The organism is Murdochiella vaginalis (genome assembly GCF_902381775.1).
In the GTDB taxonomy this organism is placed as follows: domain Bacteria; phylum Bacillota; class Clostridia; order Tissierellales; family Peptoniphilaceae; genus Murdochiella; species Murdochiella vaginalis.
On the sequence record NZ_LR698969.1, the window covers coordinates 495,715 to 508,437 of the forward strand.

Sequence of the window (12,723 nt, forward strand, 5' to 3'; positions counted from 1 at the left end):
AGGAGGTAAAAACATGAAAAAACAAAGTCCCATAAAGCGTCTGTGGGAACTGGCTGCCAGTCAGCACGCCGGACTAAAACTCTCTGTGAGTCTTGCGGTACTTGGAGTTTTAGGTGGTATCGTTCCCTACGTGGTTGCGGGACAGGTTCTGACAAACTTATTTAATGGTGTGACAGACTTCAGTGCTTATATGAAAGCCTGCGTTGTCGGGCTTTTAGGCTATGCCGTGAAATCCGTTCTATATTCACTGTCGCTTTCCGTTTCCCATAAAGCCACTTTTGAACTTTTACAGGAACTGCGCGAAAAAATGCTGCACAAGCTTCCAAAACTCTCGCTGGGGAAAGTAACAGCGACACCCAGCGGTGAATGGAAGCAGCTCATTGTAGATCAGGTGGAAAGTTTGGAGCGTCCGGTTGCTCATCTTATTCCGGAAATGACGGCAAATATGGTGGGGCCGCTCTGTATTTTGATTTATCTCATTGTACTGGACTGGCGCATGGCACTGTTATCTTTGGTATCCATTCCGATCGGAATGTTTTTTATGAGTATCATTATGAAAAGCTACGGCAAGCAATATGCCGGCTCGGTCCAGGTTGGCGCTCAGATGAATGCCGCTATTGCGGAATATGCCGGAGGCATTGAAGTTATTAAAGCTTTCAATCAAGGAGAGAGCAGCTATCACAAGTTTTCCGAGAAAATTCTCGCAAATGCCCAATACTACTACGACTGGATGAAAAGCGTTCAGTTCTTAATGTCGCTGTCTAAATCGATACTTCCTACAACGCTGCTTGCTGTTTTGCCGGCAGGATATCTTTTTTATCAAAGTGGAAGTTTGGACGGAGGCACATTTTTGACGACGGTGATCCTCTCTTTCTCCCTTTCGGGCCTTTTGATGGCTGCCATGAATTTTGTGGACAGTTTGGCTCGGGTGGGAACGGTTGTCGGTCAGATTGATGCGCTCTTAGCTGCCGAAGAGCAGCAGCATGAAAAACACCCGATATCGTTCAACAAACACGACATTGTTCTTGATCATGTTTCTTTTTCCTATGAATCCGGTGAAGATGCCAAAGAAATTATTCATGATGTTTCTTTAAGCATAAAAGACGGGAGCTTTAATGCATTTGTAGGTCCATCCGGCGGCGGCAAATCGACCTTAGCAAAACTGATAGCCGGCTATTGGGATGTGGAAAAAGGAAGCATCGCTATCGGTGGCATCAATGCGAAAAAGGTTCCCTTAGAACAACTCTATAACAGCGTTTCCTTTGTATCTCAGGATAATTTTCTCTTTAACGAAAGCATTCGCAACAACATTCGCATGGGTTGCTTGAGTGCTACGGATGAAGACGTGGAGCACATTGCGAAGCTCTCGGGCTGTCATGACTTTATTGAGAATCTGGAAAACGGTTATGACACGATTGCAGGAGAAGGAGGCACTCATCTTTCCGGAGGTGAGCGTCAGCGGATTTCTATTGCGCGCGCCATGCTTAAAAACGCCCCGATTGTCATTTTCGACGAAGCAACAGCATACATTGATCCCGAGAATGAAGTGCTGATGCAGCAAGCACTGGGACAACTTGTTGCGGGGAAGACCGTTATCGCAATCGCTCATAGACTTTCCACCATCACGGGAGCCGATCAAATCTTCGTCATAGAAGAAGGAAAAATCGAAAATCATGGCACACATCAAGAGCTGCTTGAAAAGTCAAAGCTCTATCAAAGTATGTGGCTTGCTCATGTAGGCGCGAAAGGAGGCAAATAACATGTTGAACGCACTGAAAAAAATAGGACATTTTGCCGGAGAGGAACAGGGCAATATTAGAAAGTCCATCGCCGTTTCCTTTCTTTTTGCCATTTTCTATATGTTTCAAATTGGTGCTGTTTACTTTGTCATCTTAGGGATGCTGGGAAAAGATATCGGCATAAACCCTGCTCTTTTGGCACTCCTTTTTCTCCTTATCAGCATCTTCGGACGTGCTCTTACCAACTACTTTGCTCAGCTCGAGCAAACGCATGCCGGCTACTTCATGGTGGCTCGGCAGAGACTTGCGGTCGCAAACAAAATGAAGACCGTGCCTATGGGCTATTTTGATGAAGCAAACACCGGCAATATTGTAGGAACGCTTACTACGGTTCTCGGTGATGTAGAAAACACAGCTCCGGTTGTGCTGATCAATATCATGGGAGGCTTTCTCAATGCTTTTGTGTTTACTTTAATAACCTTGATCTGGGATTGGCGTATCGGTCTCATCGTTATTGTCGGTACACTGATTTATTTGTGGGTTACCTCGGCGATGGAGAAAAAGACGGCACACCTTGCACCGAAACGCCAAGAAGCGCAAGCAGAACTGGTGGAAGCCGTCCTTGAACAGATTAAGGGAATGTCCATTATTAAATCCTTTAATCTGACAGGGAAAGGTGATAAAAAGGTTCATGCGGCAATTCGTCGTAACAAGAAGACCAACCTTGCTATTGAAAAAATGTTTACGCCTTATAATATGGCCCAGGATTTTGTGCTAAAGCTCTTTAGCATTTTGATTATCGTTGCAGCTATTTACCTTTACGTGCAAGGAACTATGCTTCCGGAAAATGCTCTGATGTCCGTTATCATTTCCTTTATGATTTTTGCCCAGATTGATTCCGCCGGTTCATCTATGGCTGTTTTGCGTGTGGTATCCAGTTCTATTGATCAGGTAGAAAACCTAAAACAGATGCCGGTTATGGATATTCATGGTGAAGACATCCGTCCGAAAAAAGCCTCCATAAAGGTAGCAAATATTGACTTTTCGTATGGAAGCAAAGAAATTTTGCATGATGTAAGCTTTACCGTTCCGGAAAAAACAACCACGGCCATCGTAGGCCCTTCTGGATCCGGGAAAACAACGGTTTGTAATTTAATTGCCCGTTTCTGGGATGTCAATGCAGGAAGCATCAAAATTGGAGGACATGATATTCGGGACTATACGTTGACCTCTTTGATGGATCAGATCTCTATGGTGTTCCAAAGCGTCTATTTGTTCCAAGACACCATTGAAAACAATATCAAATTTGGAAACATGAATGCCACGCATGAAGAAGTCGTTCAAGCTGCTCAAAAAGCAGCTTGCCATGATTTTATCATGAGTCTGCCGGAAGGCTATAAAACGGTAATCGGAGAAGGCGGTGCATCTCTTTCCGGCGGTGAAAAACAGCGTATCTCTATTGCAAGAGCCATCCTCAAAGATGCGCCCATCATCATATTCGATGAAGCAACAGCCAATGTCGATCCGGAAAACGAAGATAAGCTTCAGCAGGCTATGAACAGCTTAATGAAAGATAAAACCATCATTATGATTGCTCATCGCTTGAAAACAGTTGAAAACGCCGATCAAATTTTAGTGATTGATGAAGGCAAAGTAGTGGCGAGTGGCACACATAACGAACTTGCCGCCAAAGACGGTATTTATTCCAGGTTCCTTCAGGCTCGGAAAACGGCTGAGTCTTGGAAGATATAAAAAGCATTTAAGGAGGATTTTATGAAACTTAAAAATGTGGTACAAATTGCAGTGCTTGGAGTCATTGGCTTTGTTCTGGCTATGGGCATCGGTATGCTGACGGGACTTTTAGGCGTGGTTTCACTTTATGTATCCGCAGGATTTGGCGCTTTCTTTGTCGCGCCGGTCTATGTCATCATGGCACGCAAGGTGCAAAAGCGAGGTGCATCGTTTCTCTTTTGGCTGATTATCGGTCTCTTATACATTGCAATGGGCTATTGGATTGCAACACCGATTTGTGTTGTTGCCGGTATCATAGCTGAACTGATTGTAGGTGATTACAGCAATAAAAACCGTATTGCCATGGCTTTCAGCGCATCAATGTTTATTTACGCCATGCATCCGATTCTATTTGTTGTGTTGTTGGGTGCCGAAAACATTGCACGCTTTGTCAGCAGCATGAGTTTAGAGCAAGCGCAAATGATGGTGGCCAGCTATACCGGAAATGTAATAGTGATTTGCGTTTTGGTAAACATTGTTTTGGAGCTTATCGCCGGCCGTTTCGGGCTTTTCATCAATAACAAGTTTTTTGAAAAGAATAGTAAACAAAGCAGGCTTAGCTGATGATAAAGGAATCAGCTCTAAAGAAAAAGAAGGAAGGACAGCTGCATCCGTTTACGCTCTTCGCGCTTACGATTCTGGTGTCCTTCCAGGTCTTTTTTGGCAATCAAACGGTCTATTGGGCAGTGCTTATTCTGACGTTGTTGATTGCTTTAAATGCCTCGACAGGTCTCTTCCTTAGACAGATTATTGTCTTTTCTGTTTCCTATGGCATGATGTATCTTTTGGCCTTCGCTGATTTGGGATATGTCACAGGCATTTTTATAGGACTTTTTGCACTCATTGCCCGCTTCATACCGATCTTTAATATTGGCATTGTGTTGATTCTTACCAGCCCATCAAAAATCTTAGCCTGTTTTCGCAAGCTTCATATGCCCAACACCGTTAGTGTAGCCATGATTGCAGCTTTGCGTTTTATGGATGAAATTGGCCTGCGCTTGCATGAGATTCGAAACGGTATGAAAATCCGCGGCTTTCATGCTTCCCTTTTGCATCCCGTCCGCACTTTTGAGCTGTACTTTGTTCCTTTGGTATATAAGTGTCTGCATGTCAGCGAAACGCTTGTCTCTTCAATTATTGCCAAAGGTATCGAGTATGAAGGAGAAAAAACCAGTTATTATGATATGCGCTTTAAATTCGCAGATGGCATCAGTCTGTTTGCCGGTGTGGCGCTTTTGGGAGTTGCACTATGGACATCATGAAAGTCAATATTGAGCGCTTTACCTATCAAGGAGAAGAAAAGTCATCTTTGCATGCTATTCATTTTGCGATTGCACCGGGAAAACTGGTCGTACTCACCGGTAATTCCGGCTGCGGAAAAACAACGCTTACCAGAGTGATGAACGGACTCATACCGGATCAGTATGAAGGCACACTGGATGGCAAAGTCACATTATTGGATCAAAATCTGCATGATTTTAAGACGGGTACCTTGGCTAAGGTCATCGGCAACGTATTTCAAAATCCATCCGATCAATTCTTTACCCGCAAGGCAGAAGATGAGGTCGCCCTTGTCGGAGAGAACCTCGGCATGCCGCAGGCGGAACTGAGAAAACGGGTGAAGAAAGCTTTTGAGTACATGAGCATTGCTCACTTAATGGATAAAAATTTGAATGAACTTTCCGGTGGAGAAAAACAGCGGGTAGCTATTGCCTCTACCTTAGTTTATGACACAAAGATTATTTTCTTTGATGAGCCTTCAGCTTCCCTTGATCAAGAAGGTATCCGAGATTTGCAAGGCATCCTGAAATTGCTCAAAGCGTCGGGTAGAACCATCATCATCGCCGAACACCGACTATATTTTTTGGAGGATCTCTACGATAAGCTCTATGTCATGAAAGACGGAACTTTTATCAAAGAATTTGATGCGGGCGAACTGAAATCATCCGATTGTAAAGACTTGGGACTTCGAGCGATAGATTTTTCCGCACTTGTTCCGCACAACACGACAAAGACAGGTGAGCGTGTTTTTTCTGCGAAGGATGTTCATGTCTCTGTAGGCAAAAAAGAACTCATCTCGAATTTATCCTTTGACTTACATTCCGATGAAATCATGGGGATTGTCGGCACAAATGGTATCGGAAAAAGCAGTTTAGGTCGTGTTCTCTGCGGACTTGCCGGCAAGAAGCAAGATATTTCATGGGGAAAAACTCAGCGAGAACGACTGAAAAATGCCTACTACATGATGCAGGATGTAGACTACCAGCTGTTTTTTGATACCGTAGAAAACGAGGCGCTCGCGAACGGCAAAAAAATAAGCGATGCTTATTTGGCAGAGGTCTCTTGGATCATTAAGCATATTGATCTTTGGAATAAACGCAGCGAGCATCCGCAAAACTTATCCGGCGGGCAAAAGCAAAGGCTGGCTCTCGCCAATGCTTTTTTGAGTGAAAAGCAAATTCTTATTTTGGATGAGCCGACCAGCGGTTTGGATTACATGCACATGGATAAAATCGCCGAGCTTATCTTTGAACTTGCCAAAGGTCGCCCGACACTTATTATTACGCATGACATTGAACTATTACTGAAAGTCTGCCGGACGGTCCTTCTGATCAAACAAGATGGATATGAGAAACTTGATTTACAGACGGCAGAATATCATAAGCTCATTTCTTATTTTGATCAGATGATGAAATAACGGCGGCTAAGAGCAAATCTCGCTGCCGTTTCTGAAGGTTATGCGGATATCTTCTTTGCTGAATACCGTGATGTGATCTACAAGAGCACAGAAGCTCTGTTCGTCGAATGTTTGCAGAAGCCTGTCTTGTTTTTGTAGCTGCTTCAGGCAGAACTTGATATCGACTTTGGTCGCCTGCATCTTTTTGAGCTTTCCTTCGACCTTCGCTAAGGCCGCCTTTTTTTCATTGTAGAAGCGTTCCAGATCTTCGTACTTTGCTTGGTACTCGCTCTGGTCTTGCGGGATGGCAGCATTTTGGCGGATAAGGTCTTCGATCATCTTGGCACAGACATCCATCTCGCTTTCCAGCTTGGCTTTTTCGCCTTCCAAGGTGTGAGTATCATAAACGCCTCCGACAATCTCTTGAAAGCTATTAAGAATCTCATCTTTATTCTCTATGAGCTTGTTGGTCGCAGAAAGGACGGCGGCTTTTAGCTCCTCATCGGTAAGATGCACGCCGTTTTTGCAGGGGGAGTTTTTCTTGCAGTGCCTGTTGCATTGCCAGATGACCTGCTTATATTTGTCGTTGGAATGCCAGACTTTTGAACCGAGCCTTGTTCCGCATTCTCCGCAGTAGATCTTGCCGGAGAAAAGTCTCACGCCACTGTGTCTTCCTTTTTCGTTTTTGCGCCGTTCCATCTCGCGTTGTACGAGTTCCCACACCTCCGGTTCAATGATGGCTTCGTGGTTTCCGGAGACGTAGTACTGCGGAATTTCGCCTTCGTTTATCTTGTGCTCTTTGGTAAGAAAGTTCGTGGTAAAGGACTTTTGCAGGAGCGCATCGCCTTTGTATTTTTCGTTGGTAAGGATGGATTTATGGCATGGGCAAAAAAGCGAGGCGATATGGAGTGAACAACGATCCATTTAAGGAATATATCAAAGAATCCGAGCGTGCCTTCAGCTTTACGCCGAATGACTATATCTCCATTCACAGAAAGCTGTTTACTGGTATCTATTCCCACGCCGGATGAGATCATCTACCACCTTGCGTTTTTTGTTTCCAGACTGTGGCAGATCTATGTTTTCGGTGAGGGCAACACCAGAACGATGGCGGTATTCTTTCCGCTGCAAAACCGGACATTGCATAGCAGCGGCACTTTTAAGGAAACAGAAAAACTGGACATTGAAACTGCAAAACCGGACATTGACGATCTAAAACCGGACACGGAAAAGGCAAGTATCGCTTCCGGCAGCAGTAGAGTTGAGTGGATGGGAAATCACAGGTTTTCGGACATATTCCCTCAGAGCGAAGTCTTGAGGCGATTGGGAAATCTGTGCGGTTGCTTTATTATAGTAGGAACAAGCACATCGACCTGTTTCCGAGAACGAGCGCGGTCGAGAAAATGGCAATTTTGAGGTTAAAATGGGTGTGGATATGTTTCCGAGAACGAACGGACTGATTTTCCGTGGATTGCCCGATTATTTGACATCCATCTGGAGCAATCGAGCCACGTTGAGACGGTAGCACTTTTGTCCAAACTTGATGTCGATAAGCATATAAATATTGAAATTGAGCTGGATGAGCTTGATTTGACAAGTGCGGAGAGCAAAGCAACATATGCTCAAATCAAAGAATATGTTTGGAATAAATTTGAATTAAAAGTTTCGACATTATATATTGCACAGATAAAAAGGAAATGTGGAATAGAATTACGAGAACATTACAACAAGTCTAAAAAGGAGAAACAAATTATTCCACAGTGTACACCTGAAAAAGAAGAAGCCATCATGGATGCTTTGAGACACTTCAAAATGATTTAATAGAAAAGAATAACAGCATATGACTTTCTGCATTTATTACATTCCTACTTGGTATAGGAACAGCTATTATTCCTTTCTTGCAAGGTATCAATTAGAAAATAGGCTAAATATAAAGATTGATAGGATCATTTTTATATTTAAAGGAGCGTTGAAATGATTGATAAAAGCAACAAAAAATTTTAGGATAAATTTGCTAAGTTGTATGCCCCTTTTATGAAAAAAGATAAAGAGGTTTATGATAAAGTTTGTGAATATCTTAGTCCTCATTTGAATAAAGATATGGAGGTGCTTGAACTTGCTTGTGGAGTAAGACCTTTCTTATCTGATAAATTTGATATTACGAAGCATAAGAATTACAAGTTATTGGAAGATTTTGATGAGAAGAATTTGTTTGACATTGAAAGATGCATTAAACGAAAAGGAAAAGTAAAACTGAATAGGCAGACTATAAATACAAGATTATATAAATAGATCTGAATTTAGTGAGGAGGATAGGATAATTGAAAGAATATATTTTGAATTTAGAAAAAGAATTCTCTTTGATAGAGAACGGCTTTAAAGAGCAAGAAAAAAGAGCCTTTGCTGATTATAAATCTAATAATAATGAACATAGCAAAAAATTGGCATTTTTAGCTTATAAGTCCAATGTATATCAAGTTAGAATGTATGGTGTGTTTCTATTTGGATATTTATCATCATATGAAGAAATTTTAAGATTTATGAGAGATGAAGTTTCCAAAGATGACAATTGGAGAGTTCAGGAAGTATTGGCAAAGGCATTCGATGAATTTTGCAAGAAAATAGGATATGAAAAAGCACTCCCAATAATTGATGAATGGTTAGAAAATGAAAATCCGAATACGAGGAGAGCAGTAACAGAGGGATTAAGAATATGGACAAGTAGACCATATTTCAAAGAAAATCCGAATGAAGCTATTGAAAGATTAGTCAATTTAAAAGAAGATTCGAGTGAATATGTAAGAAAATCGGTTGGAAATGCTTTAAGAGATATTAGCAAAAAATTTCCAGAATTAATTAAAGCTGAACTCAATAGCTGGAAGTTGGAAAGTAAAGAAATAAATCAAGTGTATAAGTTAGCAAGTAAATTTATTGTATAACAAATTCAATTTATCTAATTAAAAAATTAAATGGAAATAGTACCTAAGGCGATAGAAATTAAAAACTATATCGTCTTTTTTTATACTCAGAATTAGGAGGTTAAGATGGTAAGGATAAGAAGTCCCACTTAAATAGTTTAACATATAAGACATTTAGCGATTGAATTATAAGTTCAGTCGTTTTTTTAATTGAAATTTATAGATTAAGGAGAAGAAATTAATGGATAGAGAAATGATAAATATTAATGCAAATTTAGTTAAGGAAGCTAAATTTTCAGAATTTGAAAAAGATGGAAAAAGTGTTCAAGTAGCAAATTTTGCTCTTGTTAAAAATTATGGAAAGGGCAAAGAATATACAAATTGCTCAGTATATGGAGAAAAGGTAAAAATTGTAAAAGAATTTGAAAAAGGAGATCTAATCCATGTCTTTGGATATTTCAAAGAAAATAAAAAAGGAGATAAGGTCTACAAGAACTTTATAGTTAAATCACTAAACAAAATAGAAAATAAGAAAGAAAACGAGGAGGAATAATATGGAATTTTTTACAGCTGGAGTTGGAGTTTTAAAAACACTTGTAACTGCAATTGGTGCAGGTTTAGGAGCATGGGGAGTTATTAACTTGATGGAAGGTTATGGTAATGATAACCGGGCGACACGTTCGTAAGTGAAAAGCTTGCGCACAAAGTCGAAGGGCATTGACCCGAAAACTTTGGAGAACTGATATTCCGATTGGTGAAATGAGGGAGTAACGCCCTGAAGCGCCTACCTAATACTCCGAATGGCAGGAAACCATGCAACAGGTTTCCCCAAAAGATGTTATAGAGCTCGGTGAAGTCGGCAGAGAGCAGTCGTAAGTATGATTTTCAGACGATACACGAAAGCTGTCCAGCGGTGGATGGTGCTGCCTATATGCCGGGGTTCGGTTACCCATGGTCAGGATGATAGAGATATCTGACGAATTTCTGAATGTACGAGTCTAAACGTTGATACTGTCGAAAGGCAGTACACCTTTTACGGTGGTGTCCGTGGATAAGTAAGACTGGTTGTTATGAAAGTCCATGCATCGTTACAGGCGATGCGGTTATGCATGACCGGATACAGGCTCAGAGGAAAGACCTAAAGGTATCCAATGATAGGAATATCGGAACGTGGAAAGCTGGGAACATGGAGGCTGTTGCAGACCGATGAAGTGGTGGATGGGAATACCTTCGCGAGAGGGCAATAACCATTCTTTATTCCAGTGAGAGCAGTGGCATGGTACCTGTGAAGCCGTGAACAAGTAAGCGGTGGAGGGACGGCCACAAGTCGAATTCAGTAAAAATCATAAAATACACAACAAACACAGCTTCGAGTATGACAAAGAAAATCCAAACTGAAAGGAGAGGATGCCTGTGCCCACTTCGGAGCAGCAAGAAAGGAAAAGTAAACAAAGAAAAATCCGCAATTCAGAGTATTACGACATGGAGTCAACCTTTGACCGCCTGTATGCCGAAAGCAAAAATGGAAAAACCTTCAATCATCTGATGGAAATCATTGAGAGCGAGGAAAACATCAAGCTGGCTTATCGGACGATCAAAAAGAATACAGGAAGTAATACGGCTGGTGTGGATAAGCGGACGATAAAAAGCCTCATGAAATTAAGTGAGGAAGAATACGTCCGCCAGATACGAAATCAATTCAGCAACTATCACCCGCGCCCCGTAAGGCGTGTGGAGATACCAAAGCCCAATGGAAAGATGAGACCGCTGGGAATCCCCACGATCATAGACCGCATTGTCCAACAGTGCGTTTTACAGGTCATGGAGCCGATCTGTGAAGCAAAATTCAGTGAGAATTCAAACGGGTTCCGCCCGAATCGCTCTGCTGAAACAGCGATTGCACAGTGTATGCGGCTGGTGCAGGTACAACACCTGCATCATGTCGTTGATCTTGACATCAAAGGATTCTTCGACAACATCAACCATACAAAACTGATCCGTCAAATCTGGGCATTGGGAATCCGTGACAAAAAGCTGATATGCATCATTAAGGAAATGCTGAAAGCGCCGGTCATCATGCCAAACGGTGAAAAGGTCTATCCGACCAAGGGAACACCACAGGGAGGAATCCTGTCACCGCTACTTGCAAATATCGTATTGAATGAACTGGATTGGTGGATTGCTTCCCAATGGGAAGAAATGCCAACCAAAACAGAATTCAAGATAAGAGAAAATGCGAGTGGCACAAAGATCAAGAGCCATTCTTACAGAGCTTTGCGCAGAAGCAGACTGAAAGAAATGCACGCGGTCAGATACGCAGATGATTTCAAAATCTTCTGTTCCTCTCATGAGGAAGCTGTCAGGGCCTATAAAGCCACAGAATTATGGCTGAAGGACAGACTGGGGCTGGATATCAGTCCTGATAAATCCAAGGTAGCGAACCTGAAACGGCAGTATTCTGAATTTCTCGGATTCAAGCTGAAAGTTCGTAAAAAGGGCAGGAAATATGTCATTCGGTCTCATATGAGCGATAAGGCGTACAAAAAGGCGCATGAAAAGCTATCCGAAGAAGTGAAGAAGCTGGCTCATTCGTCAGAAGAAGCACAGTTCATGCAGTTACAGAAATACAATTCTGTTGTTGCAGGCCTTCACGAATACTACTGTATTGCTACAGAAGTATCTCATGACTTCGGAAAGCTTGCCTTCAGTATTAACAAACAGCTCAGAAACAGGCTGAAAGGCGATCTGTCCAAAACAGGATATCTCAAGGATGGGTTTATCAAGCGGAAATATGGAGAAAGCAGACAGCTGAGATTTCTTCACAAGCGGCCTGTGGTTCCGGTGGGATTTGCACAGCCCAAGAACGCCCAGCATAAACGCAAGGCGGTCAATAAGTATACGGTGGAAGGTCGTGAGTTGATTCATAAGAATCTTCAAATTGACACAGAAACAATGCTTTGGGTGATGCGTAATCCTGTCCGGGGTCGATCTATAGAGTATGCGGATAACAGGATTTCACTGTATGCGGCGCAGTACGGCAAATGTGCTGTCACTGGGGAGACAATGGCTCCTCATGACATCCACTGTCACCATAAGCTGCCGGTCAGCAAAGGTGGAACCGATGAATATGCCAACCTGATTTTGATTAAGAAGGATGTGCATACCATCATCCATGCAACACAAGACCCAACAGTCGAGAGACTCCTGAAATTCCTTAATCTTGAACCAAAACAACTTGTAAAGCTTAACAAGCTTCGTGCATTGGCAGAAATGCCGCCCATTATTCTTTGAATGAAATGCTGTAACGAGGTGTGTAAGTTGTGTGCTTCATGTCCCAAAACTACTGAATTCGATGGAACGCCGTGTGCGGTGAAAGCCGCACGCACGGTGTGGAGCGGGGGAAAATCCTGAGATAATTTCAAGGGATTACCTATCGCTATCCGGCGCGAAGTCGCAGGGCATGAAACAGTTGATGGCGGGCGGCGGCGTTGCCCTTATTGGGCTTACCCTTGTCCCGTTGCTCTCCGGCCTGTTTGGATAATGCCACAAACTAACACTACCCGCCGCGCTCTCCCGCTTCACGCGGGAGGGCGCGGGA

11 protein-coding genes and 2 pseudogenes are annotated in these 12,723 nt (G+C 42.6%); 12 read left to right on the top strand and 1 reads right to left on the bottom strand.

Features of this window, described 5'->3' with window-relative positions; translation table 11 throughout:
• The first annotated feature begins 13 nt into the window (after positions 1 to 13).
• From FXY30_RS02085 to FXY30_RS02105, 5 genes are read left to right on the top strand one after another with little or no spacing between them, the layout of a single operon-like run.
• Positions 14 to 1,759 carry an ABC transporter ATP-binding protein gene (locus tag FXY30_RS02085; RefSeq protein ID WP_019190641.1) on the top strand — a complete coding sequence of 582 codons (1,746 nt, stop codon included), beginning with the start codon at positions 14 to 16 and terminating at the stop codon, positions 1,757 to 1,759.
• Position 1,760: 1 nt separating this feature from the next.
• The gene (locus FXY30_RS02090) at positions 1,761 to 3,491 is read left to right on the top strand and encodes an ABC transporter ATP-binding protein (RefSeq protein ID WP_019190640.1); all 1,731 of its coding nucleotides are present in this window, start codon (positions 1,761 to 1,763) and stop codon (positions 3,489 to 3,491) included.
• A gap of 21 nt (positions 3,492 to 3,512) precedes the next feature.
• A complete protein-coding gene (locus FXY30_RS02095) occupies positions 3,513 to 4,094 on the top strand; it encodes an MptD family putative ECF transporter S component (protein WP_019134606.1) in 582 nt (193 codons plus the stop codon).
• Positions 4,094 to 4,792 (top strand): energy-coupling factor transporter transmembrane component T family protein, encoded by a 699-nt coding sequence (locus FXY30_RS02100; protein ID WP_019190639.1) that lies wholly within the window; start codon positions 4,094 to 4,096, stop codon positions 4,790 to 4,792. The genes FXY30_RS02095 and FXY30_RS02100 overlap by 1 nt, the downstream gene beginning before the upstream one ends.
• The gene (locus FXY30_RS02105; RefSeq protein ID WP_040942768.1) at positions 4,780 to 6,228 is read left to right on the top strand and encodes an ABC transporter ATP-binding protein; all 1,449 of its coding nucleotides are present in this window, start codon (positions 4,780 to 4,782) and stop codon (positions 6,226 to 6,228) included. The genes FXY30_RS02100 and FXY30_RS02105 overlap by 13 nt, the downstream gene beginning before the upstream one ends.
• A gap of 6 nt (positions 6,229 to 6,234) precedes the next feature.
• Here FXY30_RS02105 and FXY30_RS02110 read toward each other — a convergent pair whose 3' ends face one another.
• Positions 6,235 to 7,131 (bottom strand): recombinase family protein, encoded by an 897-nt coding sequence (locus FXY30_RS02110; protein ID WP_071705116.1) that lies wholly within the window; start codon positions 7,129 to 7,131, stop codon positions 6,235 to 6,237.
• A gap of 576 nt (positions 7,132 to 7,707) precedes the next feature.
• On the opposite strand from FXY30_RS02110, the pseudogene FXY30_RS02120 reads away from it, so the two are divergent.
• From FXY30_RS02120 to FXY30_RS02150, 7 genes and pseudogenes are all read left to right on the top strand, one after another.
• Positions 7,708 to 8,028, top strand: a pseudogene (locus tag FXY30_RS02120) (23S rRNA (uracil(1939)-C(5))-methyltransferase RlmD); the annotation flags it as partial.
• Positions 8,029 to 8,331: 303 nt separating this feature from the next.
• Positions 8,332 to 8,499 (top strand): annotated as a pseudogene (locus tag FXY30_RS07700) (conjugal transfer protein); the annotation flags it as partial.
• Between the two features lie 29 nt (positions 8,500 to 8,528).
• Positions 8,529 to 9,146, top strand: coding sequence for a DNA alkylation repair protein (locus FXY30_RS02130; protein WP_071705118.1), 618 nt, complete (start codon positions 8,529 to 8,531; stop codon positions 9,144 to 9,146).
• 220 nt (positions 9,147 to 9,366) lie between these two features.
• Positions 9,367 to 9,678: a single-stranded DNA-binding protein gene (locus FXY30_RS02135; protein ID WP_071705119.1), complete on the top strand. Its 312-nt coding sequence runs from the start codon at positions 9,367 to 9,369 to the stop codon at positions 9,676 to 9,678.
• A gap of 1 nt (position 9,679) precedes the next feature.
• Positions 9,680 to 9,811, top strand: a complete 132-nt coding sequence (locus FXY30_RS02140; protein ID WP_000394205.1) for a Maff2 family mobile element protein — start codon at positions 9,680 to 9,682, stop codon at positions 9,809 to 9,811.
• 796 nt (positions 9,812 to 10,607) lie between these two features.
• The gene (ltrA, locus tag FXY30_RS02145; protein ID WP_232009033.1) at positions 10,608 to 12,416 is read left to right on the top strand and encodes a group II intron reverse transcriptase/maturase; all 1,809 of its coding nucleotides are present in this window, start codon (positions 10,608 to 10,610) and stop codon (positions 12,414 to 12,416) included.
• Positions 12,417 to 12,540: 124 nt separating this feature from the next.
• Positions 12,541 to 12,666 carry a Maff2 family mobile element protein gene (locus FXY30_RS02150; RefSeq protein WP_462931557.1) on the top strand — a complete coding sequence of 42 codons (126 nt, stop codon included), beginning with the start codon at positions 12,541 to 12,543 and terminating at the stop codon, positions 12,664 to 12,666.
• The last annotated feature ends 57 nt before the right edge of the window (positions 12,667 to 12,723 follow it).